This window comes from Pseudomonas sp. FW215-R2 (assembly GCF_058789255.1).
The window spans coordinates 44,635-70,031 of record NZ_JBYTBO010000020.1 but is presented as its reverse complement, the minus strand read 5'-3'; the positions used below and the strand labels follow the sequence as shown (position 1 = coordinate 70,031).

20 protein-coding genes and 1 pseudogene are annotated in these 25,397 nt (G+C 61.6%); 11 read left to right on the top strand and 10 right to left on the bottom strand.

All coding sequences use genetic code 11. The features are described from left to right. Positions 1-198: 198 nt before the first annotated feature. The 9 genes and pseudogenes from AC3WRD_RS23745 to gap form a co-directional block, all read right to left on the bottom strand. Complete coding sequence (locus AC3WRD_RS23745) at positions 199-1,548, bottom strand: CoA transferase (protein WP_102621283.1); 1,350 nt, start codon at positions 1,546-1,548, stop codon at positions 199-201. A gap of 142 nt (positions 1,549-1,690) precedes the next feature. Further along, positions 1,691-2,446 carry a methyl-accepting chemotaxis protein gene (locus AC3WRD_RS23740; RefSeq protein WP_371320921.1) on the bottom strand — a complete coding sequence of 252 codons (756 nt, stop codon included), beginning with the start codon at positions 2,444-2,446 and terminating at the stop codon, positions 1,691-1,693. Positions 2,447-2,548: 102 nt separating this feature from the next. Continuing rightward, positions 2,549-3,556: pseudogene (locus tag AC3WRD_RS23735) on the bottom strand (methyl-accepting chemotaxis protein); the annotation flags it as partial. Positions 3,557-4,009: 453 nt separating this feature from the next. After that, positions 4,010-4,405: a YbaN family protein gene (locus tag AC3WRD_RS23730; RefSeq protein WP_096818265.1), complete on the bottom strand. Its 396-nt coding sequence runs from the start codon at positions 4,403-4,405 to the stop codon at positions 4,010-4,012. Positions 4,406-4,509: 104 nt separating this feature from the next. Next, positions 4,510-5,106 (bottom strand): biliverdin-producing heme oxygenase, encoded by a 597-nt coding sequence (locus AC3WRD_RS23725; RefSeq protein WP_102621284.1) that lies wholly within the window; start codon positions 5,104-5,106, stop codon positions 4,510-4,512. 111 nt (positions 5,107-5,217) lie between these two features. Beyond that, positions 5,218-7,803 (bottom strand): TonB-dependent receptor, encoded by a 2,586-nt coding sequence (locus tag AC3WRD_RS23720; RefSeq protein WP_102621285.1) that lies wholly within the window; start codon positions 7,801-7,803, stop codon positions 5,218-5,220. A gap of 122 nt (positions 7,804-7,925) precedes the next feature. Continuing rightward, positions 7,926-8,891, bottom strand: coding sequence for a FecR family protein (locus tag AC3WRD_RS23715; protein ID WP_102621286.1), 966 nt, complete (start codon positions 8,889-8,891; stop codon positions 7,926-7,928). A gap of 120 nt (positions 8,892-9,011) precedes the next feature. After that, positions 9,012-9,530, bottom strand: coding sequence for an RNA polymerase sigma factor (locus tag AC3WRD_RS23710; protein ID WP_085709647.1), 519 nt, complete (start codon positions 9,528-9,530; stop codon positions 9,012-9,014). A gap of 119 nt (positions 9,531-9,649) precedes the next feature. Further along, on the bottom strand, positions 9,650-10,651 hold the full coding sequence (gene gap / locus AC3WRD_RS23705; RefSeq protein WP_096818258.1) for a type I glyceraldehyde-3-phosphate dehydrogenase: 1,002 nt from the start codon (positions 10,649-10,651) through the stop codon (positions 9,650-9,652). A gap of 220 nt (positions 10,652-10,871) precedes the next feature. Here gap and edd point away from each other — a divergent pair, with 220 nt between their 5' ends. The 11 genes from edd to AC3WRD_RS23650 all read left to right on the top strand — a co-directional run bounded on the left by edd (position 10,872) and on the right by AC3WRD_RS23650 (position 24,131). Continuing rightward, entirely contained in the window at positions 10,872-12,698 is a 1,827-nt protein-coding gene (edd, locus tag AC3WRD_RS23700) for a phosphogluconate dehydratase (protein ID WP_102621287.1), read from the top strand. Further along, a complete protein-coding gene (locus AC3WRD_RS23695; protein ID WP_102621288.1) occupies positions 12,695-13,651 on the top strand; it encodes a glucokinase in 957 nt (318 codons plus the stop codon). Before edd ends, AC3WRD_RS23695 begins: the two co-directional genes overlap by 4 nt. A 79-nt stretch (positions 13,652-13,730) precedes the next feature. Continuing rightward, a complete protein-coding gene (locus tag AC3WRD_RS23690) occupies positions 13,731-14,462 on the top strand; it encodes a response regulator (RefSeq protein WP_025112821.1) in 732 nt (243 codons plus the stop codon). 31 nt (positions 14,463-14,493) lie between these two features. Further along, positions 14,494-15,921 (top strand): ATP-binding protein, encoded by a 1,428-nt coding sequence (locus AC3WRD_RS23685; RefSeq protein WP_173861378.1) that lies wholly within the window; start codon positions 14,494-14,496, stop codon positions 15,919-15,921. A 104-nt stretch (positions 15,922-16,025) separates the two neighbouring features. Continuing rightward, positions 16,026-17,285: a D-mannose isomerase gene (locus AC3WRD_RS23680; RefSeq protein WP_102621289.1), complete on the top strand. Its 1,260-nt coding sequence runs from the start codon at positions 16,026-16,028 to the stop codon at positions 17,283-17,285. A gap of 118 nt (positions 17,286-17,403) precedes the next feature. Next, positions 17,404-18,705: an ABC transporter substrate-binding protein gene (locus AC3WRD_RS23675; protein ID WP_102621290.1), complete on the top strand. Its 1,302-nt coding sequence runs from the start codon at positions 17,404-17,406 to the stop codon at positions 18,703-18,705. 93 nt (positions 18,706-18,798) lie between these two features. After that, positions 18,799-19,707 (top strand): carbohydrate ABC transporter permease, encoded by a 909-nt coding sequence (locus AC3WRD_RS23670; RefSeq protein ID WP_085697145.1) that lies wholly within the window; start codon positions 18,799-18,801, stop codon positions 19,705-19,707. Further along, positions 19,700-20,545: a carbohydrate ABC transporter permease gene (locus AC3WRD_RS23665; RefSeq protein WP_096818250.1), complete on the top strand. Its 846-nt coding sequence runs from the start codon at positions 19,700-19,702 to the stop codon at positions 20,543-20,545. The genes AC3WRD_RS23670 and AC3WRD_RS23665 overlap by 8 nt, the downstream gene beginning before the upstream one ends. 2 nt (positions 20,546-20,547) lie before the next feature. After that, on the top strand, positions 20,548-21,708 hold the full coding sequence (locus AC3WRD_RS23660; protein ID WP_102621291.1) for an ABC transporter ATP-binding protein: 1,161 nt from the start codon (positions 20,548-20,550) through the stop codon (positions 21,706-21,708). A 102-nt stretch (positions 21,709-21,810) separates the two neighbouring features. After that, positions 21,811-23,160: a carbohydrate porin gene (locus tag AC3WRD_RS23655; protein ID WP_102621292.1), complete on the top strand. Its 1,350-nt coding sequence runs from the start codon at positions 21,811-21,813 to the stop codon at positions 23,158-23,160. Positions 23,161-23,276: 116 nt separating this feature from the next. Continuing rightward, the gene (locus tag AC3WRD_RS23650) at positions 23,277-24,131 is read left to right on the top strand and encodes a D-hexose-6-phosphate mutarotase (RefSeq protein WP_102621293.1); all 855 of its coding nucleotides are present in this window, start codon (positions 23,277-23,279) and stop codon (positions 24,129-24,131) included. A 207-nt stretch (positions 24,132-24,338) separates the two neighbouring features. Here the strand turns inward: AC3WRD_RS23650 and AC3WRD_RS23645 are convergent, their stop codons facing one another. Next, positions 24,339-25,199, bottom strand: a complete 861-nt coding sequence (locus tag AC3WRD_RS23645; protein ID WP_169842436.1) for a MurR/RpiR family transcriptional regulator — start codon at positions 25,197-25,199, stop codon at positions 24,339-24,341. Between the last annotated feature and the right edge of the window lie 198 nt (positions 25,200-25,397).

The following is a 25,397-nucleotide window of genomic DNA, read 5'->3' as shown; positions in this document are numbered from 1 at the left end:
CACCCCAGCCCTCTCCCGGAGGGAGAGGGAGCCGATTGGGGGATATTTGAGAAGTACACCGACTTGAACGTTCTGCATCGAATCCAAAATCGACTCGATCTCTCAGGTCGATGCATGGCGCCAGACAACTCGGTCGGCTCCCTCTCCCCCCGGGAGAGGGCTGGGGTGAGGGCAGCGATCTCAAACCATGCACGAATCTCAGAGCCACTGCGGTTGATGCGATCCCAACTCAGTGGCCGGCAAAGCCCACTGCAGAGGCGTCCCGCTGATCTTCAGCGGGGCTTCAAGCCGATGCGCGGGGCCCCACGGCGTCTGTTCCACCCGCAAGCTCTGATCCTGCTCATCTTCCGGACGCAGCGCTTCGTCCGTCCCCGGCCCATGTTCAATCAACAACTTCGCCGTCCGCGCCAGCGACAATCGCGCCAATCCACCTCGACCACTGCGCAGCCTTTCAGTCAGCAACCTGATCACACTCGCCGCCATCAGATACCCCGTCGCATGATCCAGTGCCTGCACCGGCAGCGGTGTCGGTTTGTCAGCCTGCTTCCAGCGCTGTCCGGTCTCGGCAATCCCGCTGCTCATCTGCACCAGACTGTCGAAGCCCCGGCGGTTCTGCCACGGACCGCTCCAGCCGTAGGCATTGAGGCAGACGTCGATCAGCCCCGGCGCCAGTTGCCGGCGACGTTCGGCGCCAAAACCGAGATGCTCAAGCGCATCGGCGCGATAGCCGTGCAGCAGAATGTCAGCATCCTTGAGCAGGCTTTCAAACACCGCGCGATCTGCCGGCTCATGCAGATCCAGCCGCGCACAGCGTTTACCGAGGGTCACTTCCGGCACTACGCCGGGCTCGTTCCAGGTCGGCGGGTCGATGCGCAGGACATTGGCGCCGAGCCCTGCGAGAAAGCGGCTGGCGGTGGGGCCGGCCAGTACGCGAGTCAGATCGAGCACCTTGAGCCCGGCCAATGGCTGCGCCACCGAGCCTTGCCAGGGTTGATGGCTTTCGTCTTTCCCATCACTGAAATGCACCAGCGGCTCGGCATTCACCGCCAGCCCTTGCGGATGCTTCTGCCACTGCGCCCAACTGCGCATTTCGGCGGCGCAGCCCTTGGCATCGACCACCGCTTGCTCCAGATCGGCACTGGCCCATTGCGCGACTTTCGCCGCCATCGCCGTGCGGTCGGCGCAGGCACCCAGCACGCTTTCGGCGGCGGCGCGGTGATGCGGGGCGTTGGTGTGCAGGCGGATCCAGCCGTCCTTCGTGGCGTAGTCGCCGGCGACCGGATCCCACAGCGGCGGCACTTCCCAGCCGATCGGCCGTAGCGAAGTGGCAAACCAGAACGAGGCGAGGCGGCGGTCGACTTCAATACCGGGCAAGTCGCCGGTTTGCTGCTGGAGCAGTTCGGCGACTGCCTGCCCGGCAGCGGCAATGCTCGCGCAGGCAAGGTCAGTGACGGCAAACGCGGAGGGCAGGGCGCCCTCGGCGGTGAACGGAATCGGCGTGCGGGACAAGCCGAGCGCGGCTTGAATGGACGTGAGCAGATCAGTCATCGAAGGCCCTCCGGAAGAGGGCCTGATCATAGAACAGATGACGAGATCGTTCCCATGCTCTGCGTTCCAATTCAGGAGCGGGACGCGGAGCGTCCTGGGCTGCATTCCCACGCAGAGCGTGGGAACGATCAGGGAAGGGAGGTCAGACGCGGAACTGATCCATCAATTTCATCTGCTGACTGGCCAGGGCATTCAACTGGCTGCTGATCGCCGCCGATTCGGTGGCCTGTTCGGTCAGGGTCTCGGTGACGGTGCGGATCGCCGACACGTTGCGGTTGACCTCTTCGGCCACGGCGCTTTGCTGTTCGGCGGCGCTGGCGATTTGCAGGTTCATGTCGCTGATCACGGTCACCGCATCGCTGATCTTGCCGAGGGCGTCCACGGCCTGGCGGATCTGCCCGGCGTTGTTGTGGGCCTGGGTCTGGCTCGAATGCATGGTCGCGACCACGCCACGGGTGCCGGTCTGGATGCGTTCGATCACCACGCGGATTTCTTCCACCGAGTCCTGAGTGCGCTTGGCCAGGTTGCGCACTTCGTCGGCAACCACCGCGAATCCACGGCCGCTTTCACCGGCACGGGCCGCTTCGATCGCAGCGTTCAGCGCCAGCAGGTTGGTCTGTTCGGCGATGCTGCGGATCACTTCCAGCACCGAGCCGATCTGCTCACTGTTGACCGCCAGCTCCTCGACTTCGGTCACTGCTTTGCTGACTTCGTCGGCCAGTTGATTGATGTCGCGGGTGCTGCGTTCGATGATCGACATCCCGTCCTTGGCCGACTGATCGGCGCCCTTGGCCGCGTTGGCAGCGTTCGAAGCACTGTTGGCCACGTCGTGGGCGGTGGCGCTCATTTCGTTGGAGGCGGTGGCCACCTGATCGATTTCGCGGAACTGCACCTGCATGCCTTCGCTGGTCTGGCGGGCGATTTCCGACGATTGATCGGCGGTGCCACGGGCTTCGGTGATGCTCTGTTTGATCTGGGCGATGGTCGGTTGCAGCTTGTCGAGGAAGCGGTTGAACCAGTTCACCAGTTCGCCCAGTTCATCTTTCTTGGTGTAGTTCAGACGCTGGGTCAGGTCGCCTTCGCCGCTGGCGATGTTCTTCAGCATTTCGGCGACGCTGTTGATCGGACGGGTCACACCGGAGGCGGTGAGCCAGATCAGCAGCAGGCCGATCAGACCTGCGATCACGGCCACCGACAGCGCGGTAATCATGCCGGTTTGCTGAGCGTCGTCGAGCACCGCTTGCAGCTTGACCGAGTCGGCCAGGAGCACTTGTTTCGGCAGGTCGATGACCACGCCCCAGGCCCGGGAATTGCCGATCGGATCGACCGGGTACACGGCGCGGATCAGGTCGCCCTGTTCGAGAATCTTCGGTGTGCCGACGCTCAGCAGTTGCAGGATGTCCTTGCCTTCGGCGCCAAGGGTTTCGGCGATGCCTTTGCCGACCTTGGTCGCGTCGGTGCTGTAGGCGCCGAGCACGCCGCTGCCGGAGACGATCAGCATGTGCCCGGCACCGTTGAACAGTTCGCGCTGGGAACCCACGGCCGCTGCTTGCAGGGCGTCGAGGGCGATGTCGATGCCGACCACGCCAATGGCCTTGCCGTCCACCAGCAACGGCACGGAAATGGTGGTCATGAGCATTTCCTTGCCGCCCACGGTGTCGGCGTACGGGTCGAGCAGGCAGGTGCGCTTATTGTCGCGAGGGCAGGTGTACCAACTGTTGTAGGGCGTGCCGCTGACGCTGAGGGTGGTCTTGGTCATGTCTTCTTCGACCATGATCGTGTTCAGCGCAGAACCGGCGGCGCGGCTCCAGTAGGTGGCGAAGCGCCCGGCTTCGTTGGACTGGCGCGCCGCGTCGTTGACGAACTCGCTGTCCTTGCCGTCCAGGCCGTTGGGTTCGAAGGCCAGCCAGATGCCGAGCACCTTGCTGTTGCGCTCGAACGCGGTTTTCAGGCTCAGGTTCAACTCTTCGCGCAACGCCCCGGCGTCCAGCGAACGCTTGGCGGCCATGACGCGCATGTCCTTGATCTGGTCGGCCAGTGCGGTGATCACCAGCAGGCTTTCGCCGAAGGTCTTCTGCACCTGTACCGCCTGTTCGGCAGCCTTGGCTTGCAGCAGGTTCTGCACGCTGGCGGTGAGCATCTTGCTGCTCGACTCGCTGACCAGTTCGTCGTTCTGGTTGGTCTGGTAGAGGTTGATGCCGACGATCAGCGCAACCACGCCGAGCAGGCACAGGCCGGACAGCAGGACGATTTTCAGGCGAATGGACAGAGAGTCGAACATGGGATGTTCTCGCGAATGAATGAACGGTTGGCTACGGGGCACGGAGTTGCCCGGTTCGCCAAATCCATTCAGCGCCATTCAATGCTCATCGGCGCGGGGCGAGGGTGCATGAGGTGCAAGCCGACGAACGGTCACGGCTAAACGTTTGCGCGGGCAAATGCCCTGAAAAGAAGGGAAAAATCAGGAAATCTTCGGCAACGCTTCCGGTCGAGACCAGATCCACAGATTGCCCATGGTCATGCCGGCAATCGCCAGATACACCGGCCAGCCGTGATCGAGCATCACCAGCATCAGGGTCGCGCACAACAGCATGCTGACGGTGGCGCTGACCTTGGCCTTGCGGGCGATGATCTTGCCGTTGCGCCAGTTGCTCAGGATCGGGCCGAACAGCCGATGGTTTTCCAGCCAGGCACTCAGGCGCGGCGAACTGCGGGTGGCAGCCCAAGCGGCAAGCAGAATGAACTCGGTGGTCGGCAGGCCGGGCACGACGATGGCGATCAGGCCGATGCCGAGGCTGACATAGGCGAGCAGGCCGAACAGCAGGCGGGCGAGTCGGGAGGAGGCGGGTTGGGGCATGGGCTCGAGGTGTGTGAGGCGAAACGGGAATTCTACAGGCTGGCGCCATTCCCATGTGGAAGCTGGTTGGCCAGCTCCCCCAGGGTTTTGTGTCGGGCGTGGGATCAGGCCAGCTCGGCTTCTGTGGCGTAAGCCTGTTCCAGCAGCACGGTGAAGCGGTTGAACGCGTCGATCGCGCCTTGCTCCACTTCGGCTTCTTCTTCGGCACTGAATTGCAGCGCGTCGAGGGTGCGCACGAAGCTCTTCCAGCCTTCGGCGCGACCGCCTTCAGGCTCGCCCAGGTGACGGGCGCCGAAGGTTTCGCTCAGTTCCAGCGCAACGGCGCGTTTGATCAGGAACGCAGCGCCGAGCTTGGAACCTTCGGACACGAAGATCCAGCCCAGGGCGCGGGCCTTGCTCGGGTTCTTCACCGCGCCGGTGACCGGGGCAGGCACTTCGGTGTCGAGATCGGCGAGGTCGGCCTTGGCCGCTTCGGCGCGGCAGCGGGCCGGCAGGTCAGGGACGATGGCGGTCAGTTCGGCATCGTTGTACAGCGAGACCAGTTCCGACTGGAACAGGTACTGCGCAACCACGAAACGGGCGAAATTGGCACGGGTCTCGAACGGCGCGTGCGCCTTGACCAGCGCATCGAGCTTGCTGTGCGGCTCGTGGGTGATCTGGTTCAGGCGTTGCGAACGCAGGGCTTTTTCCGGGGTGCTCATGAGATGTCCTTGAAAAGAAGAGGCGCTTGATAACGAGACGTACGGGCAAGCGCCGGACAGTAAAAAAACCTCACGGCGCGGCAATGCACGCGCACCGTGAGGTCGGCCGGATCAGATATCCCAGACCAGGTTGATCGCGAAGTTGCGACCCGGCTGGGTCAGGCGATCAAGGTTGGCCGGTTGTGTCACCGAAGCTTCGCCGACGCTGTCGTAACCGCGCACGTCATCCCACAACCAGTACTTCTTGTCGGTCAGGTTGTAGATGCCGCCGCTGACGGTGACGTCGTCGGTGACCTTGTAATAACCGGCCAGATCTAGAATGCCGAAGCCCGGCGACTTGAACTGGCTGCTGACACCGTCCGGCGACTTGAAGTTGCTGTCGTCGACGCGATCCTTTTTCTTCACCACGGTCCAGCTCAGCAGGCCGCCGTAGTTGTCCTGGTCATAACCCAGACCGAATACGCCGGTCAGCGGATTGACGCTGTTCAACGGCTCGCCGTTGTCGTTGTTGCGTCCGTAGGCGTAGGAGATCGAGCCCTGGGTGTACAGGCCTTGCGGCGCGCCGAAGGAATCCAGGTTCAGGCGACCTTTGACTTCGGCACCCTTGATGGTGGCGTGCTTGATGTTGCTGGACTGGAAGGTCAGCTCGCTGTAGCCCGGGGTGACGGCGTCTTCGTTGATGAAGTCGCGGTACTTGTTATAGAACACCGCCACGTCGAACGAGCCTTGCTCGAAGTTGCCGCGCAGACCGGTTTCATAGCTTTTGCTTTTTTCCGGTTCCAGGTTCGGGTTCGGTGCCACGTTGTAGCCGGTGGTGCTGTTCTCGAAGCGGCCGTACAGCGCTTTCGCGGTCGGGGTGCGGAAGCCTTCGGCGTACTGACCGTACCAGGTGTAGTTTTCGGTCAGGGCGTAGGTCAGGCCGAATTTCGGCGAGACTTTATGCCAGGTCTTGTTCTCGTCGCTGACCGTGCCTTTGCCGTCGGCAGCCACGGTGTTGAGGAATTCCTGGGTGATGTGCGGCTTGAGCTGGGTGTAGTCGTAGCGCAGGCCTGGCAGGAAGGTCCAGTTGTTCCAGCTGATCTGATCCTGGGCGAACAGGCTGTAGGTGTTGATGGTCGGGTCCGGGAAGTCGCTGGACTTCTTCAGCACGTCGGCCGCACTGGTGGCGCCGATGGCGGTGCAGCCGCGACCGACTGCCAGGCACTTGCCGTCGCCGCTGCGCGAACCGGTGACTTTCTGCTGTTTGATCGTGGTGCCGTAGGTCAGCACGTGATCGGTGTCACCGATGGCGAATGCCTTGTCCAGTTGCGCATCGAACACCCATTGTTTTTCCTCGTAGATCGTGTCGCGGGTACGCAGCACTTTACGGGTCATCGGGTAGTAGAACTCTTCGGTGCTCTGGTCGGTCTTGGCGACCTGGTGGTTGAGGCTCCACTTCACGTTATCGGCCAGCAGGCTGTCGAGGGCGAAGCTGTGCTCCAGGCCGAAACGCTCGCGGGTGACGGTGTCGTTGCCGGTACGCCACTGATACATGCCGCCGGGCAGCATGCTGTTGGGGATCGTCGGAGCACCATTGAAGAACGGGCCGCCGTAGGCACTTTTCTGATCGGTGTCGCGATCATCCTTGTACTTTTCGTAGGTCAGGCCCAGGCGTGAACCTTCGCTGTAGTTCCAGCCGATCTTGGCCAGTACGTTGGTGGCTTTCACGTCCTCCGGGTTGGCGGCAGTGCGCTCAAGACCGGTGCCGTTGTTGCTGCCGTAGGAATCGGTTTCATGACCGTCGCGCTGACTGTAGTGCAGCAAGCCGTCGAACTGGTCGGCGCGACCGGCGACGGTGGCGGATTTCAGCCAGCTGTCGTCGGCGGAGCTGTAGCCGGTTTTCAGGCGGGCGCCGACGTCTTTGCCGGGCTTGATGATGTCGTCCGGGTCGAGGGTGTAGTAGCTGACGGCGCCGCCGATGGCGTTGCTGCCGTAGAGCACCGAAGCCGGGCCGCGGAGGATTTCGACGCGTTTGACGATTTCCGGGTCGACGTAGTTGCGCTGGGTCTTGGCGTACGGGCCGTTGAAGAAACCGTCGGGTACTTCGACACCGTCGACCTGAGTCAGGATGCGGTCACCGTCGATGCCGCGAATGTTGTAACCGCTGATCCCGCCGCGCTGGCCGGCGCCGCCGACGGAGACGCCCGGCTCGTAGCGCACCAGATCCTTGATGGTGTTGACGTTGTTGCGGTCCAGGTCCTGACGGGTCTGCACGGTGACGGTGGCCGGCACGCTGCTCACCGACTGTTCCTGACGGGTGGCGCTGATGGTCACCTGATCGAGGTTGAGTGCGCCGCTGTTGTTGCGCTTTTCCAGCACGACGTTGTTGTTGCTCAGTTTGCGGAAGCTCAGGTTGGTCCCCACCAACAGGCGCTCCAGGGCTTTTTCCGGTGGCAGCGAACCGCGCACGCCCGGCGACGACACGCCTTGACCCAGTTCCGCCGGCAAGCCGACCTGCCAGCCCGTGACGGCGGTGAACGCGTTGAGCGCCGACACCAGCGGTTGCTGGCCGATGGCGAACGAGTAATCGCCCATGTTGCGTGCCGGTTGCTCGGTGGCAGCCATCAGCGGCGCGGTGCCGGCCATCAGGATGGCAGCGGTCAGCAGCGACAGTACGCGGGAAGGGGAAGAAGTCTGGCGGGTAAGGCGTGAGGACATCGATAGCGCTCCGTGTCGCACGAATCTTTATAGGTGCTGATTGGTATCGCGAGATGCGAATCAATTGCATTGGCTATAACGAGACGAACGAGCTTTGACTATCGAGTAAAAATAATTCTCATTTAGTTCAAAATCACCAGCGCCGGGAATTCCTGAAGTTTGGCCGAGGTGATGTGAGCGAGCGAACGCACTACGTCCAGCGGTTGGTCGAGACGGTAATTGCCGGTGACGGCGACGTCGGCCAACTGCTCGTTGGTGTTGATGATGAAGCCCGGGTAGTAGCGGCGCAGTTCGGCCAGCACCTGGTTCAGCGGGCAGTTCTCGAAGATCAGCCGACCCTGCACCCACGCCAGATCGGTGGCGGCATCGACCTTGGCCGGGCGATCGAAACCATTCGGGCCGATGCGGATGCTTTCTCCGGCGGACAGCCGCACCCGGGCATCGTCACGGGTCGCACGCAGATCGACATCGCCGCGCTGCACCCGCACCTGTGCCACGCCGTCCAGGTAACGCACGGCGAACGCGGTGTCGCGCACGCTGGCCTTCACCGGCCCCGCGTCGATTTCCAGCGGCTGACCACGGTTGGCCGGGACCTCGAAAAACGCTTCGCCTTGATACAGGCGCGCCACCCGCTGTCGATCGTTGATCGTGCTGGAGAAGGCGGAATTGGTGTTGAGCAGGACTTTCGAACCGTCCTCAAGCTGCAGGCGTTGACGCTCGCCGACCACGGTCAGGTGATCGGCCTGCAAACGCATCGGCAGGTTGCTGAAACTGAACAGACCGAGCACCAGCACGGCGGCGGTGGCCAGCGGTTTCCAGTGCGGACGCAGACGTGTGAGGACGGTGACTTTCTTCGGTTTGGCCGCGAGGTTCTGCGCGCACTGGGCGATCTGCGGGCCGTCCCAGATCGCCTGGGCCTTGGCGAACGCCTGGCCGTTCAACGGATCGGCCGCCAGCCAGGCATGAAACTGCCGGGTCTGCTCCTCGTCCGGACTGCCGAGCACGATGAGCCAGTCCAGAGCCTGGTCCATTGCGTTGGCGGCGTCCTGCGCCTTATCGGGCGAAGGAGGGCGGTGGGTGTCCGTCACGGTGTTTCCTCGGCAGTGTCTGTGCACGGCTGTTTTTTTAGTGAAGCGTAAAAGTCGGGCAAGGGTAACAAAGCCCGATGATCAGTGCAGTCGATCCTGTCGAATACGGACAAGGCCTGGTCAGTCGCCGTTCAGGCGCTCGGCGACACCGATGCAAATGGTCATGATCAGTTTGAGTTCTTTCTGCACCGTGCTGAGGGACACGCTGAGTTCTTCGGCGATTTCCTGATAGCTGTGCCCGTGCAGGCGGCTGAGGATGAAGATTTGCTGCTGACGGGGGCTGAGTTCACCGAGGCTCACGTTCAGGCGCTCCAGCAATTGTTCGGCGTGGGCGGCGTCTTCGGCGCTGCTGGCGGGGGCGGCGACGCTGTGCACCACGTCCTGCGGTACGTCGTCGACCATGGTGCGTGAATGAATCTTGCGCGCACGCAAATGGTCCAGCGCCAGGTTGCGCGCGGTCTGGAAGACAAAGGGTTCAAGGTGATCGATGGCCCGTTCGCTCAGCGCCCGGGTGACGCGCAGGTAGGTTTCCTGCAACAGGTCTTCGGCGGTGCTGTGGTTGTTGACCATTCGTTCCAGCGTTCGCAGCAGTGAAGTGCGCTGGGCGAGGAAAACGTGATTGAACTGCGACTGACTCACGGGAGGACCTGATCCATTTCGAGCGAATGATAATGCTTATCATCCGCTCGAGTGGTCAAGTGTTGATTTGTCAAAGGTTGGTAAAGCTATTACCCGCTCTCAAATCGGCGGCAGCGGTTTTATTCCGCGTTGCACAGCGCCAGGCAGTTATCGAGCATGCGGTTGGAGAAGCCCCACTCGTTGTCGTACCAGGCCAGCACTTTCAGCAGTTTGCCGCTGGATTTGGTGTGGTTGGCGTCGAAGATCGACGACAGCGGGTTGTGGTTGAAGTCGCTCGATACCAGCGGCAGGGTGTTGTAGCCGAGGATTTTCGAATGCTGGCTCGCGGCTTTCATCAGTGCGTTCACTTCATCGGCCGAGGCTTCGCGCTTCAATTGTACGGTCAGGTCAACCAGCGACACATTGATCACCGGCACGCGCACGGCCATGCCGGTCAGCTTGCCTGCCAGTTCCGGCAACACCAGGCCCACAGCTTCGGCAGCACCGGTCTTGCTCGGGATCATGTTCTGGGTGGCGGAGCGGGCGCGGTACGGATCGGTGTGATAGACGTCGGTCAGGTTCTGGTCATTGGTGTAGGCGTGAATCGTGGTCATCAGACCGCTTTCGATGCCCAGTTCGCGGTGCAGCACCTGGGCCACCGGGGCCAGGCAGTTGGTGGTGCACGATGCGTTGGAAATGATCTGGTGCGACTGGCGCAGGATGTCGTGGTTCACACCATAAACAACGGTGGCATCGGCGCCTTTGGCCGGGGCCGAGATGATGACTTTGCGCGCACCGGCAGTAATATGCGCGGCGGCTTTGGCACGGTCGGTGAACAGACCGGTGCATTCGAATACCACATCAATCTTTTCCGCAGCCCACGGCAGTTCGGCAGGGTTGCGGATGGCGCTGACCGAAATGCGGTCACCGTTGACGGTCAGACTCTCGTTGTCATGCGCAACTTCAGCATCGAACGTGCCGTGAACGGTATCGTATTTGAGCAAGTGCGCATTCATCGCGCTGTCGCCCAGATCGTTGATGGCGACGATCTGCAAATCCTGACGATAGCCTTGGGTATACAGTGCGCGCAGGACATTACGGCCGATGCGGCCAAAACCATTGATTGCGATTCGAAGAGTCATTGAACAGCGCCGCCGTCGTTTTGTTGTTGGAATTACAAGATTATTCGCATAAAAATAGAAAACAAGCCTTTTTAGTGGCAATATTTTGTTTTATCTACAACGAGTGACCTGAATCAACTGGTCCGAATGATCAAGAAAACCGCTCGTCATCCCACGCGAACGGGCTTTTGATCAGCATAGACAATCAGGTCGCCACATCCGTTAGCCTGGAGTTCTACACATGCATCCCCGCGTTCTTGAGGTCACCGAACGGCTTATCGCCCGCAGCCGCGCCACGCGTCAGGCTTACCTTGCGCTGATTCGCGGCGCTGCCACTGACGGGCCGATGCGCGGCAAGCTGCAATGCGCCAACTTCGCCCACGGCGTGGCCGGATGCGGCAGCGAAGACAAGCACAGCCTGCGGATGATGAACTCGGCGAACATCGCCATTGTTTCGTCGTATAACGACATGCTCTCGGCGCACCAGCCGTACGAAGTCTTCCCGGAACAGATCAAGAACGCCCTGCGCGAAATCGGCTCGGTCGGCCAGTTCGCCGGCGGCACGCCTGCCATGTGCGACGGCGTGACCCAGGGCGAGCCGGGCATGGAGCTGAGCCTGCCGAGCCGCGAAGTGATCGCGATGTCGACGGCGGTGGCGCTGTCCCACAACATGTTCGACGGCGCTCTGATGCTCGGCATCTGCGACAAGATCGTGCCGGGCCTGATGATGGGCTCCCTGCGTTTCGGCCATCTGCCGACGATTTTCGTACCGGGCGGGCCGATGGTCTCGGGGATTTCCAACAAGGAAAAAGCCGACGTGCGGCAGAAGTACGCCGAAGGCAAGGCGACCCGCGAAGAGCTGCTGGAATCGGAAATGAAGTCCTACCACAGCCCGGGCACCTGCACGTTCTACGGCACCGCCAACACCAACCAGTTGCTGATGGAAGTCATGGGCCTGCACTTGCCGGGCGCGTCCTTCGTCAACCCGAACACGCCGCTGCGTGATGCCCTGACCCGCGAAGCCGCGCATCAGGTCACGCGCTTGACCAAACAGAACGGCAACTTCATGCCGATCGGCGAAATCGTCGACGAGAAAGCGTTGGTCAACTCGATCGTCGCGCTGCACGCCACCGGCGGTTCGACCAACCACACCCTGCACATGCCGGCCATTGCCATGGCGGCAGGCATTCAACTGACTTGGCAGGACATGGCCGACCTCTCCGAAGTCGTGCCGACCCTGAGCCACGTCTATCCGAACGGCAAGGCCGACATCAACCACTTCCAGGCCGCGGGCGGCATGTCGTTCCTGATCCGCGAACTGCTCGAAGCCGGCCTGCTGCACGAAGACGTCAACACCGTGCTCGGCCACGGCTTGAGCCAGTACACCAAGGAGCCGTTCCTCGATAACGGCAAACTGGTGTGGCGCGAAGGCCCGACCGAAAGCCTCGACGAAAACATCCTGCGTCCGGTGGCTCGTGCGTTCTCGGCAGAGGGTGGTTTGCGGGTGATGGAAGGCAACCTCGGTCGTGGCGTGATGAAGGTGTCCGCCGTGGCGCTGGAAAACCAGATCGTCGAAGCGCCGGCCATGGTGTTCCAGGATCAACAGGATCTGGCGGACGCCTTCAAGGCCGGTTTGCTGGAGAAGGATTTCGTCGCAGTGATGCGCTTCCAGGGGCCGCGTTCCAACGGCATGCCGGAACTGCACAAGATGACGCCGTTCCTCGGCGTGCTGCAGGATCGCGGCTTCAAGGTTGCACTGGTGACTGACGGGCGCATGTCCGGCGCGTCGGGGAAAATCCCGGCGGCGATCCACGTCAGCCCCGAAGCTTATGTCGGCGGCGCTTTGGCTCGCGTGCAAGAGGGCGATATCATCCGCGTCGATGGCGTCAAAGGCACCTTGGAACTCAAGGTGGACGCCGCCGAATTTGCAGCGCGCGAACCCGCCAAAGGCCTGTTGGGCAACAACATCGGCAGCGGCCGCGAACTGTTTGGCTTCATGCGTTTGGCCTTCAGCTCGGCAGAGCAGGGCGCCAGCGCCTTCACTTCTGCCCTGGAGACGCTTAATTGAAACTGGCTTTGGTCGGTGACATCGGAGGCACCAACGCGCGGTTTGCGTTGTGGAAAGATCAGCAGCTCGAATCGGTGCAGGTGCTGGCCACTGCTGACCATGCCAGCCCGGAAGAGGCGATCAGCCTCTACCTGAGCGGGCTCGGCCTGGCGCCGGGCGCCATCGGTTCGGTGTGCCTGTCGGTGGCAGGTCCTGTGAGCGGCGATGAATTCAAGTTCACCAACAACCACTGGCGCCTGAGCCGCAAGGCGTTCTGCCAGGCGTTGCAGGTCGAGCAGTTGTTGCTGATCAATGATTTCTCGGCGATGGCGCTGGGCATGACCCGTTTGCAGCCCGGCGAATTCCGCGTGGTCTGCGAAGGCACGCCGGAACCGTTGCGTCCGGCGGCGGTGATCGGCCCGGGCACCGGCCTGGGTGTCGGCACCTTGCTCGATCTGGGCGAAGGCCGGTTTGCCGCGTTGCCGGGGGAGGGCGGCCACGTCGATCTGCCGCTGAGCAGCCCGCGTGAAACGCAACTGTGGCAGCACATCCACAACGAAATCGGCCACGTCAGTGCGGAAACCGCGTTGAGCGGCGGCGGTTTGCCTCGGGTGTACCGGGCGATCTGCGCGGTGGATGGCCATGAACCCAAACTCGATACGCCGGAAGCAATCACCGCCGCCGGTCTTGCGGGCGACCCGATTGCCCTGGAAGTGCTGGAGCAGTTCTGCTGCTGGCTCGGTCGCGTGGCCGGCAACAACGTGCTGACCACTGGCGGCCGCGGCGGGGTGTACATCGTTGGCGGCGTGATTCCGCGCTTTGCCGATTTCTTTCTCGAAAGCGGTTTCGCCCGCAGCTTCGCCGACAAGGGCTGCATGAGCGATTACTTCAAGGGGATTCCGGTGTGGCTGGTAACGGCGCCGTACTCGGGTCTCGTCGGTGCAGGAGTCGCGCTCGAACAATCCGGTCAATGATCATTCCCACGCCGAGCGTGGGAACCATCGGCACATCAGGCATAATCCGCCCAATTCCAACAACAAGGATGCCTTCGAAGTGAGTTCAGTCAACAAGTCGATTTTGTTGGTCGATGACGACCAGGAGATACGCGAGTTGCTGGAAACCTACCTGACCCGCGCGGGTTTTCAGGTACGGGCCACGGCCGACGGCGCCAGCTTCCGCCAGGCGCTGAACGAGGCGCCGAGCGATCTGGTGATTCTTGATGTGATGCTGCCCGATGAAGACGGCTTCAGCCTGTGCCGCTGGGTGCGCCAGCATCCGCGTCAGGCTCAGGTGCCGATCATCATGCTTACTGCCAGTTCCGACGAGGCCGATCGGGTGATCGGTCTGGAACTGGGCGCCGACGACTACCTCGGCAAACCCTTCAGCCCCCGCGAACTGCAAGCCCGGATCAAAGCTCTGCTGCGCCGTGCCCAGTTCGGTCAGGAACGCAGCGGCAGTGAAGTGCTGGCGTTCGACGAGTGGCGGTTGGACATGGTCAGCCATCGGCTGTTTCACACCGACGGCGAGGAAGTGATTCTGTCCGGCGCCGACTTCGCCCTGTTGAAACTGTTCCTCGATCACCCCCAGGAAATCCTCGACCGCGACACCATCGGCAACGCCACCCGTGGCCGCGACCTGATGCCGCTTGATCGCATCGTCGACATGGCCGTCAGCCGCTTGCGTCAGCGTCTGCGCGACACCGAAAAACCGCCACGGCTGATCCGCACCGTGCGTGGCAGCGGCTACCAACTGGCAGCCAACGTGGTTGCCGGCAATGGTCACTGAGTTCCTGCGCAACACCGCACGCAAAGTGCCGATGCCGCGCTCGCTGCTTGGGCGGATGCTGCTGCTGACGTTGTTGGCGGTGTTGTTTGCCCAGACCTTGTCCAGTGTGATCTGGGTGTCCCAATTGCGCGCGACCCAGCTCGAAGGCCTGGTCACCAGCGCCCGCAGCCTCGCCCATTCGATGACCGCCAGCGTCAGCTATTTCCGCTCGTTGCCGGTGGCTTACCGGCCGTTGGTGCTTGATCAGTTGCGCAGCATGGGCGGCACGCGTTTTGTGGTGACGCTGAATGACAAACCGCTGGGCATGGACGTGTTGCCGGTCACGCCGCGCAAGGCGGCGGTGCTTCAGGCGGTGGATGAGGTGCTGCGTCAGTCGTTGGGCCAGGACACCGATATTCTGGTGACCTTCGTCAGCCCCGATGACCTGCGGATCTTCAATGCCGGGTTGAAACTCGATGAGTTGCCGCGCTCCTGGGCGCATTACGCGCTGACCCTGGAACCGGTGAATCCGCCGGTGCTGGTGACCCAGATCCAGTTGGCACCGGGTGAATGGCTGTACATCGCCTCGCTGCTGCCCGAGCCCTACACCAGTCTCGAAGAGCAAGGCCTGCCGACCCAGCAGGTGTGGTTCATCGTCTTCACCAGCGGCTTTCTGCTGTTGTTCATCGGCCTGCTGGTGCATTGGCAGAGCCGGCCGCTCAAGCGTCTGGCGCGGGCCGCGCGGGACTTGTCGCTGGGCGCCGACGTCGAGCCGGTGGCCGAGGGTGGCGGCAGCGAAGTGGTCGAGGTGGGCCGCGCGTTCAACACCATGCGCGAGCGCATCAGCCGTTACCTCACTGAGCGCAGCCAGTTGTTCAGCGCAATTTCCCATGACCTGCGCACGCCGATCACCCGCCTGCGTCTGCGGGTCGAACTGCTGGAAGACGAACAACTGCAAACCAAGTTCGGCCGCGACCTGGATGAGCTGGAGCTGTTGGTCAAAGGCGCGCTGCAATGCGTGAAGGACACCGACATCCACGAAAACATCGAGCCGGTGGATCTGAACCATGTGCTCGACTGCCTGGTGGAGCCGTATCTGGCGCCCAACGGCAATGGCCGCGTCACCCAGCAGGGGCGGGCGCTGGCGGCGTATCCGGGCAAGCCGTTGGCGCTCAAGCGCTGCATCGGCAACTTGATCGACAATGCGCTGAAGTACGGGCAGAACGCGCATCTGCATATCGATGACGACGAGAGTGCGTTCGTGCTGCATGTCGACGACGAAGGCCCGGGCGTGCCGGAGCAGCGGCTGGAGCAGGTGTTCGAGCCGCACTTCCGTTTGGCGGGGCAGCAGCAGGGGTATGGTCTCGGTTTGGGGATCGCCCGCAACATTGCTCATAGCCATGGCGGTGAAGTGACGTTGCAGAATTTGCGTGAGGGTGGATTGCGCGTGACCCTGCAATTGCCGCGTTCGGCGGATTGATCTGAATGTCACCGGTCGGTGACAAAACCCGTCCCCTTCGTTACAAGCCCACCCCGGCCCGTTGTTTAGACTGCCCGCAGTCATAACAACAAAAAAGGCCTTCCATGGATCACTTCAATCCGGGCTTCAGCAGTTGGCTGAACGCCCCTGCCCACCAGCAATGGCTCGCCGACGAAGGCCTGCGCCTGCTGGCATTCGCCAAGGCTTCGCGACTGCCCGAAGGCTTCGGCAATCTCGATGAGCGCGGCCAGCTTCAGGTCGGTGCGCAAGCCGAAACCATGAACACCGCGCGCATGACCCACAGCTTCGCCATGGCCCATATTCAGGGCCTGCCGGGGTTTGCCGAGCTGGTCGATCACGGCATCCAGGCGTTGCGCGGCCCGTTGCGCGATGCGCTGCATGGCGGCTGGTTTGCCGTCGCCGAACACCGCGACGGCAACACCGGCAAGAACGCCTATCTGCATGCTTTCGTGGCCCTCGCGGCCAGTTCCGCGGTGGTCGCCCAGCGTCCTGGCGCACAGGCGTTGCTGGATGACGCCATCGACATCATCGACACCTGGTTCTGGAGCGAAGAAGAGGGCGCCATGCGCGAATTCTTCAACCGTGACTGGAGCGAGGAAGAAGCCTATCGCGGCGCCAACAGCAACATGCACGCCACCGAAGCGTTCCTTGCGCTGGCCGATGTCACCGCAGACCCGCGCTGGCTGGTACGTGCGCAGCGCATCGTCGAGCGGGTGATTCATGGTCACGCCGCCGCCAACGACTACCTGGTGATCGAGCATTTCGACCGAAACTGGCAGCCACTGCGCGAATACAACCACGACAATCCCGCCGACGGTTTCCGCCCGTACGGCACCACGCCGGGCCACGGCTTCGAGTGGGCGCGGCTGTTGCTGCACCTCGAAGCGGCGCGGGTTCAGGCCGGGATGCTCACGCCGGGCTGGCTGGCCACCGATGCGCAAAAGCTGTTCGAGAACAACTGCCGTCATGGCTGGGACGTCGATGGCGCCCCGGGCATCGTCTACACCCTCGATTGGGACAACAAAGCGGTGGTGCGCCATCGCCTGCACTGGACCCACGCCGAGGCCAGCGCCGCTGCCAGCGCCTTGCTCAAACGTACCGGCGATGCCCAGTACGAAACCTGGTACCGACTGTTCTGGGAATTTTGCGAAGCGAATTTCATCGACCGTTGCGACGGCAGCTGGCATCACGAACTCGATCCGCAAAACCGTCCAAGTGCCGATATCTGGGCGGGCAAACCGGATCTGTATCACGCCTGGCAAGCCGTACTGATCCCGCGTCTGCCGCTGGCGCCGAGCATGGCGACTGCGCTGGCACAGTTGTCCCGGCCCGTTCCTGTGTAACCATGCGGTGACATTTGCGCGTCCCTTCGTTACCTGCGAAGGGAAGCGCTCTGTTTAAACTCGTGTGCAGCGCAAGCACCAGACTTGCATGCATAACAACAAGAAAGGTACATCTCAGATGAATGCGATTTCTCGCCTCGCTACTGTCATTTCTGTCGCCTCCCTGTTCCCGCTCGCTGTGCTGCCCCTGAGTGTTTCCGCTGCCGAATCCAAAGGTTCGGTGGAAGTCGTGCATTGGTGGACGTCCGGTGGCGAAAAAGCCGCCGTCGATGTGCTCAAGGCACAAGTGGAAAAAGACGGTTTCACCTGGAAAGACGGCGCTGTCGCCGGTGGTGGCGGTGCGACTGCCATGACCGTGCTGAAAAGCCGTGCCGTCGCCGGCAACCCGCCGGGCGTTGCCCAGATCAAAGGCCCGGACATCCAGGAATGGGCGTCGACCGGTCTGCTCAGCACTGACGTGCTGAAGGATGTTTCCAAGTCCGAGAAGTGGGACAGCCTGCTCGACAAGAAAGTCTCCGACACCGTGAAGTTCGAAGGTGATTACGTGGCCGTGCCGGTGAACATTCACCGTGTGAACTGGCTGTGGATCAACCCGGAAGTCTTCAAGAAAGCCGGTATCGAAAAAGCCCCGACCACCCTCGCAGAATTCTACGCTGCCGGTGACAAGCTCAAGGCTGCGGGTTTCATCCCGCTGGCCCACGGTGGCCAGCCTTGGCAGGACAGCACCGTGTTCGAAGCGGTCGTGCTGTCGGTGATGGGCGTTGATGGTTACAAGAAAGCCCTGGTCGACCTGGACAACGCTGCCCTGACCGGCCCGGAAATGGTCAAGGCCCTGACCGAACTGAAGAAAGTCGCGACCTACATGGACCAGGACGGCAAAGGCCAGGACTGGAACCTGGAAGCGGCCAAGGTCATCAACGGCAAGGCCGGCATGCAGATCATGGGTGACTGGGCCAAGTCCGAATGGACCGCCGCCAAGAAAGTCGCCGGCAAGGATTACGAGTGCGTAGCCTTCCCGGGCACCGACAAGGCGTTCACCTACAACATCGATTCCCTGGCCGTGTTCAAGCAGAAGGACGCGGGCACCGCGGCCGGTCAGCAGGACATCGCCAAAGTCGTGCTGGGTGAAAACTTCCAGAAAGTCTTCAGCATCAACAAGGGCTCGATCCCGGTGCGCAACGACATGCTCGCCGACATGGGCAAGTACGGTTTCGACTCCTGCGCCCAGACCGCTGCCAAGGACTTCCTGGCAGACGCCAAGAACGGCGGCCTGCAGCCGAGCATGGCGCACAACATGGCGACCACGCTGGCCGTACAGGGTGCGTTCTTTGATGTCGTGACCAACTACATCAACGACCCGAAAGCCGACCCGGCCGACGCTGCGAAGAAACTCGGCACCGCCATCAAGGCTGCCAAGTAACACCAGCGTAGAGCAGCCGCCAGCTTCAAGTCGCGCATCGGCTTGAGGCTGGCAGCTTGCAGCGGTCCCTCATCTTCTTTACTGGATCTTCCCATGAGTTCTGTTGCTGTGTTCAGCAAGGCCTCGCCGTTCGACGCATTGCAGCGCTGGCTACCGAAACTGGTGCTGGCGCCGAGCATGTTCATCGTTCTGGTGGGCTTCTATGGCTATATCCTCTGGACGTTTGTCCTGTCGTTCACCACGTCGACCTTCCTGCCGAACTACAAGTGGGCAGGGCTGGCGCAATACGCGCGGCTGTTCGACAACGACCGCTGGTGGGTGGCGAGCAAGAACCTGGCCGTGTTCGGCGGCATGTTCATCGGCATCACCCTGGTGATCGGCGTGACACTGGCGATTTTCCTCGACCAGAAAATCCGTCGTGAAGGCTTCATCCGCACCATTTACCTGTACCCGATGGCGCTCTCGATGATCGTCACCGGTACCGCGTGGAAATGGCTGCTCAACCCGGGCATGGGCCTGGACAAATTGCTGCGGGACTGGGGCTGGGAAGGCTTCCGTCTCGACTGGCTGATCGACCCGGATCGCGTGGTGTATTGCCTGGTGATCGCGGCGGTCTGGCAAGCTTCGGGCTTCATCATGGCGATGTTCCTCGCCGGTTTGCGTGGCGTTGATCAGTCGATCATCCGTGCCGCCCAGATCGACGGCGCGAGCATGCCGCGCATCTACTGGAAAGTGGTGCTGCCAAGCCTGCGTCCGGTGTTCTTCAGTGCGGTGATGATCCTGGCGCACATTGCGATCAAGAGCTTCGACCTGGTGGCGGCCATGACGGCCGGCGGCCCGGGTTATTCCTCCGACCTGCCGGCGATGTTCATGTATTCGTTCACGTTCAGTCGTGGGCAGATGGGCATGGGCTCGGCCAGTGCGATTCTGATGCTCGGTGCGATCCTCGCGATCATCGTGCCTTACCTGTACTCCGAGCTGAGGACCAAGCGTCATGACTAGTCTCGCTGCCAAACCTTCCATCAGCCTGAGCCGCATCGCGATCTACGCGGTGCTGATCCTCGCGGTCCTGCTGTATCTGGTACCGCTGGTGGTCATGCTGTTGACCAGCTTCAAGACCCCGGAAGACATCTCCACCGGCAACCTGCTGAGCTGGCCGACCGTGGTCAGCGGCATCGGCTGGGTGAAAGCCTGGGCGACTGTTGACGGTTACTTCTGGAACTCGATCAAGATCACCGTTCCGGCCGTGATCATCTCCACCGCCATCGGTGCGTTGAACGGCTACGTGCTGTCGTTCTGGCGCTTCCGCGGTTCGCAGCTGTTCTTCGGTCTGCTGTTGTTCGGCTGCTTCCTGCCGTTCCAGACCGTGCTGCTGCCGGCGTCGTTCACCCTCGGCAAGATGGGCCTGGCGAGCACCACCACCGGCCTTGTGTTCATCCATGTGGTCTACGGTCTGGCGTTCACCACGCTGTTTTTCCGTAACTACTACGTGAGCATTCCGGATGCGCTGATCAAGGCGGCACGCCTGGACGGTGCGGGGTTCTTCACCATCTTCCGCATGATCATCCTGCCGATGTCGACGCCGATCATCATGGTCTGCCTGATCTGGCAGTTCACCCAGATCTGGAACGACTTCCTGTTCGGCGTGGTGTTCTCCAGCGGTGATTCGCAACCGATCACGGTGGCGCTGAACAACCTGGTCAACACCAGCACCGGGGCCAAGGAATACAACGTGGACATGGCGGCGGCGATGATCGCCGGGCTGCCGACCCTGCTGGTCTATGTGGTCGCAGGCAAGTATTTCGTGCGCGGGCTGACGGCCGGCGCAGTCAAGGGGTAATCATGGCTACGCTCGAACTTCGCAATGTAAACAAGACCTACGGTGCCGGCCTGCCGGACACCCTGAAGAACATCGAACTGTCGATCAAGGACGGTGAGTTCCTGATCCTTGTCGGGCCTTCGGGCTGCGGCAAGTCGACCCTGATGAACTGCATCGCCGGCCTGGAAACCATCACCGGCGGCGCAATCATGATCGGTGACCAGGACGTCAGCGGCATGAGCCCGAAAGATCGCGACATCGCCATGGTGTTCCAGTCCTACGCGCTGTACCCGACCATGAGCGTGCGCGAGAACATCGAGTTCGGTCTGAAGATCCGCAAGATGAGCCAGTCGGCCATCGACGAAGAAGTCGCCCGCGTGGCCAAGCTGCTGCAGATCGAGCACCTGCTCAATCGCAAGCCGGGCCAGCTCTCCGGTGGCCAGCAACAGCGCGTGGCGATGGGCCGTGCACTGGCGCGTCGACCGAAGATCTATCTGTTCGACGAACCGCTGTCCAACCTCGACGCCAAGCTGCGCGTCGAGATGCGCACCGAAATGAAACTGATGCACCAGCGCCTGAAAACCACCACGGTCTACGTGACCCACGACCAGATCGAAGCGATGACCCTGGGCGACAAGGTGGCGGTGATGAAGGACGGCATCATCCAGCAGTTCGGTACGCCGAAAGAGATCTACAACGACCCGGCCAACCTGTTCGTGGCGAGCTTCATCGGTTCGCCGCCGATGAACTTCATCCCGCTGCGCCTGCAACGCAAGGACGGCCGTCTGGTGGCGCTGCTGGACAGCGGCCAGGCCCGTTGCGAGCTGCCGATGGCGATGCAGGACGCCGGTCTCGAAGACCGCGAAGTGATCCTCGGCCTGCGTCCGGAGCAGATTGTTCTGGCGAACGGCGAGGGCAACGGCCTGCCGAGCATCAAGGCTGAAGTGCAAGTCACCGAGCCGACCGGTCCGGACACCCTGGTGTTCGTCAACCTCAACGACACCAAGGTCTGCTGCCGTCTGGCCCCGGACGTGGCGCCGCAGGTGGGCGAGACCCTGACCCTGCAATTCGATCCGTCGAAAGTGCTGCTGTTCGATGCCAAGAGCGGCGAACGCCTGGGGGTTGCCGGTCTGCCGAAGTCTGAAGCGCACAGCGCCAACGTTGCTCAGTTCAAAGGTCGGTAAGAAATCAATGTGGGAATGAGCCTGCAACAGGCTCATTTCTGCAGGGGATGTAAACCGCGTTGGAAAAAAACAGTTAATAACAATAAAGACGAGGATGTAGGGATGAAAAAGAAACACGTCAATGCCCGGTTGATCTGCCAAATGTCAGCTGCGGCCGCATTGGTTCTGGCCGGCAATGCCATGGCCGCCGATGCATTCAGCTCCGATTCCAAGTGGATGACGGGCGACTGGGGTGGTGAGCGGACCAAGCTGATCGAGCAAGGCATCGACATCAAGGCCGACTACGTTGGGGAAATGGGCGCCAACCTGCATGGCGGCTACAACGACGACAAGACCGGCCGCTACAGCGACCAGTTCGGTCTGGGCGTGGCACTGGACCTGCAAAAACTCTGGGGCTGGGACAACACTCAGGCCAAGATCCAACTGACCAACCGTAACGGTCAGAACATCTCCAACGACCGCGTTGGCGATCCGCGTGCCGGCACCCTGTCTTCCTCGCAGGAAGTCTACGGTCGTGGCCATATGGTGCGTCTGACCCAACTGTGGATTCAGCACCAGTTCTTCGACAACAAACTCGACGTCAAGGCCGGTTACTTCGGTGAAGGCGAAGACTTCAATACCTTCCCGTGCGAATTCCAGAACCTGGCGTTCTGCGGCTCGCAGGTGGGTAACTGGGCGACCAACATCTGGTACAACTGGCCCGTCAGCCAGGCCGCGATCCGCGTGAAGTACAACATCAACGACGAGCTCTACGCGCAGATCGGCGCGTACAACCAGAACCCGTCGCAGCTGGAACACGGCAACGGCTTCAAGCTCAGCGGCAGCGGCACCGCCGGTACCGTGTTGCCGGTCGAACTGGTCTGGTCGCCGAAGGTCAACAGCCTGCCGGGCGAATACCGCGTCGGTTACTACAAGAGCACGGCTGATGCCAATGACGTCCGTGAAGACATCAACGGCAACGACGCAGCAACCACCGGTAACGCCTACCGCACCCACAGCAGCAAACACGGCTACTGGTTCGTTGCGCAACAGCAGCTCACCAGCCACAACGGCGACGCTTCCCGTGGTCTGAACATCGCGGCCAACGCCACGTTCCACGACAAGGACACCAACTTCATCGACAACTATCAGTCGGTGATGTTTGTCTACAAGGGCCCGTTCGATGCACGTCCGAAGGATGACGTCGGTATCGGTGCCGCGCGTATCCATGTCAACGACGACGTGAAGAAAAACGCCGAGCTGCTGAACGCTTCCAACGGTGTTTCGGACTACGACAATCCGGTGTTCTCGCCGATTCGCGAGACCGAATACAACTACGAGATCAACTACGGCTTCCACGTCACCAACTGGCTGACCGTGCGTCCTAACCTGCAATACATCACTCACCCGGGTGGCGTGGATCAAGTGGACAACGCATTGGTCGCTGGCCTGAAAATTCAGTCTACGTTCTAACGCGTCTGCGATAAGCTCCTCTCTATGTGCGCATATTTGCGGACAGCCCAGGCTGTCCGCTTTTTTTTGCAAAGGGGCGTCGCAGCCCATGAAAGTTGAATCTGGAACCGTGGCCCATGCATGAGCATCCGCTGCAACGCTTCTTCAAATCCTTGCGCGAACGACCGGTGTTCGCCTGGGAGCGCTATCAGATGCGCGATGTGCTGGTGATCGACCATCCGCTGTGTCAGGCGGTGTTCAGTCGTCAGGGCGCGCAGTTGCTGCATTTTCAACCGCGCGGGCAAAAACCGTGGCTATGGTGCGCGGCAAAGTGGCCGCATGTCGGCGCAATCCGTGGCGGTGTGCCGGTTTGCTGGCCGTGGTATGGCCGTCATCCGAGCGAAAACGCGTGGCCGTCCCACGGCTGGGCTCGACTATTGGACTGGAAACTGCTCGACAGCAGCACCAGCGATGACGGCGTGCGCCTGCATTGGCAATTGCAGCTGTGCGACTGGCAGGTGGACCTGCACGCGCACCTGGGTGAACGCATGGAATTGCGCCTGAGCACCGAGCATCAGGACGACATGCCGTGCCAGTTGAGCCAGGCTTTGCACGCTTACTGGCGTATTGGCGATGTGAGTGAGATAGCGCTGTCTGGGCTCGAAGGGGCGCAGGGTTACGATCAGTTGAACCGTGAGATTTGTCAGCAGGAAGGCGAATTACGGGTCGATGGCGGCTGTCAGCGCGTGTTCCAGCACGACGGCGAATTGCAGCTCAAGGATCACGCCTGGCAGCGCGAGTTGTGCATCGATACCGGTGACAGCGCGGACACGGTGGTGTGGCACCCGGGGGCGCGGCCGTTGCTGGGCGTGACTTGGGATGAGATCTCGGAATTTGTCTGTGTTGAAGCAGCGGCGGGTGGGACTGACAGTCTGCATCTGGCGCCGGGGGAGAAGGCGCATTTGAGTTTGCAGGCTTGGGCTGCTGCTTGAGTGGGTCAGTTCCACTGCTGCCCTCACCCTAGCCCTCTCCCGGAGGGAGAGGGGACTGACCGCGGGATGCTGGCGAGTTACGCCGACGTGAAATTGCAGTACCGAATCCATAATCGACCCAATCTTTCAGGTCGATGTATAACGCAAGACACCTCGGTCGGCTCCCTCTCCCTCCGGGAGAGGGCTGGGGTGAGGGGCTTTTGATCTTCAGTTGAACTCGTCACCCACCGGATACCGGCTAGCATTCAAACTCTCTTTGATCTTGCGTAGATGCGGCTGGAAATCCACCCCGCGACGCAACGTCATCCCCGTCGCCAGCACATCCAGCACCGTCAACTGAATGATCCGCGAAGTCATCGGCATGTAGATGTCGGTGTCTTCCGGCAGCGGAATGTTCAGGCTCAGGGTGCTGGCCTTAGCCAGTGGCGAGTTCTCGGCGGTCAGGCCCAGTACCGAAGCGCCGTTCTCCCGGGCGATGCGTGCCACTTCCACCAGTTCGCGGGTGCGCCCGGTGTAGGAAATGATCACGAACAGCTCGCCAGTGTGCGCCACCGACGCAATCATCCGTTGCATCAGCACATCGGCGTGCGCGGTCACCGCCAGGTTGAAACGGAAGAACTTGTGTTGCGCATCCAAAGCCACCGGGGCCGAGGCGCCCAGGCCGAAGAAGTGGATCTGCCGGGCCTGGATCAACAGGTCGACGGCGCGGCTGATCAGGTTCGGGTCCAGCGCCTGGCAGGCGCTGTCGAGCGAGGCGATGGCGCTGCCGAAAATTTTCTGTGTGTAGGCTTCGGGATTGTCATCAGCTTCCACTGCACGGCTGACATACGCCGCGCCGCTGGCCAGGCTCTGGGCCAGTTGCAGCTTGAGTTCAGGGTAGCCGCTGACACCGAACGAACGGCAGAAACGGTTGACCGTCGGTTCACTGACCGACGCCGCCTGGGCGAGGGCGGCGATACTGAAGCGGGTGGCCTGCTGTGGGTTGAGCAGGATCACTTCGGCGACTTTGCGTTCGGCCTTGTTCAGCTCTTCAAGGCGACTCTGGATTTGTTCCAGTAAATTTCGCACGCGGTCCATAAGAATTCCTAGATTCACCGGCGCCGATAAGCGCGCGGCTATGCAAATTGGGCCTTTGATGTGGCCCGTGACGGTGGCCTATCCTACTGATGGCTCCGACCGACCACCACTCGGAATCTGTATTTTGCGAAAATGTTGTGGTTATTACTACATTTTCCCTTGAGTGATGCCTTGAAAAAAGGTATTTGT

What these genes read in the sequence shown, in the direction of transcription:
- AC3WRD_RS23745 (WP_102621283.1), bottom strand. Translation starts at nt 1,548, where the DNA reads ATGACTGATCTGCTCACGTCCATTCAAGCCGCGCTCGGCTTGTCCCGC.
- AC3WRD_RS23740 (WP_371320921.1), bottom strand. Translation starts at nt 2,446, where the DNA reads ATGCAGGTGCAGTTCCGCGAAATCGATCAGGTGGCCACCGCCTCCAAC.
- AC3WRD_RS23730 (WP_096818265.1), bottom strand. Translation starts at nt 4,405, where the DNA reads ATGCCCCAACCCGCCTCCTCCCGACTCGCCCGCCTGCTGTTCGGCCTG.
- AC3WRD_RS23725 (WP_102621284.1), bottom strand. Translation starts at nt 5,106, where the DNA reads ATGAGCACCCCGGAAAAAGCCCTGCGTTCGCAACGCCTGAACCAGATC.
- AC3WRD_RS23720 (WP_102621285.1), bottom strand. Translation starts at nt 7,803, where the DNA reads ATGTCCTCACGCCTTACCCGCCAGACTTCTTCCCCTTCCCGCGTACTG.
- gap (WP_096818258.1), bottom strand. Translation starts at nt 10,651, where the DNA reads ATGACTCTTCGAATCGCAATCAATGGTTTTGGCCGCATCGGCCGTAAT.
- edd (WP_102621287.1), top strand. Translation starts at nt 10,872, where the DNA reads ATGCATCCCCGCGTTCTTGAGGTCACCGAACGGCTTATCGCCCGCAGC.
- AC3WRD_RS23685 (WP_173861378.1), top strand. Translation starts at nt 14,494, where the DNA reads ATGCCGCGCTCGCTGCTTGGGCGGATGCTGCTGCTGACGTTGTTGGCG.
- AC3WRD_RS23680 (WP_102621289.1), top strand. Translation starts at nt 16,026, where the DNA reads ATGGATCACTTCAATCCGGGCTTCAGCAGTTGGCTGAACGCCCCTGCC.
- AC3WRD_RS23675 (WP_102621290.1), top strand. Translation starts at nt 17,404, where the DNA reads ATGAATGCGATTTCTCGCCTCGCTACTGTCATTTCTGTCGCCTCCCTG.
- AC3WRD_RS23670 (WP_085697145.1), top strand. Translation starts at nt 18,799, where the DNA reads ATGAGTTCTGTTGCTGTGTTCAGCAAGGCCTCGCCGTTCGACGCATTG.
- AC3WRD_RS23665 (WP_096818250.1), top strand. Translation starts at nt 19,700, where the DNA reads ATGACTAGTCTCGCTGCCAAACCTTCCATCAGCCTGAGCCGCATCGCG.
- AC3WRD_RS23660 (WP_102621291.1), top strand. Translation starts at nt 20,548, where the DNA reads ATGGCTACGCTCGAACTTCGCAATGTAAACAAGACCTACGGTGCCGGC.
- AC3WRD_RS23655 (WP_102621292.1), top strand. Translation starts at nt 21,811, where the DNA reads ATGAAAAAGAAACACGTCAATGCCCGGTTGATCTGCCAAATGTCAGCT.
- AC3WRD_RS23650 (WP_102621293.1), top strand. Translation starts at nt 23,277, where the DNA reads ATGCATGAGCATCCGCTGCAACGCTTCTTCAAATCCTTGCGCGAACGA.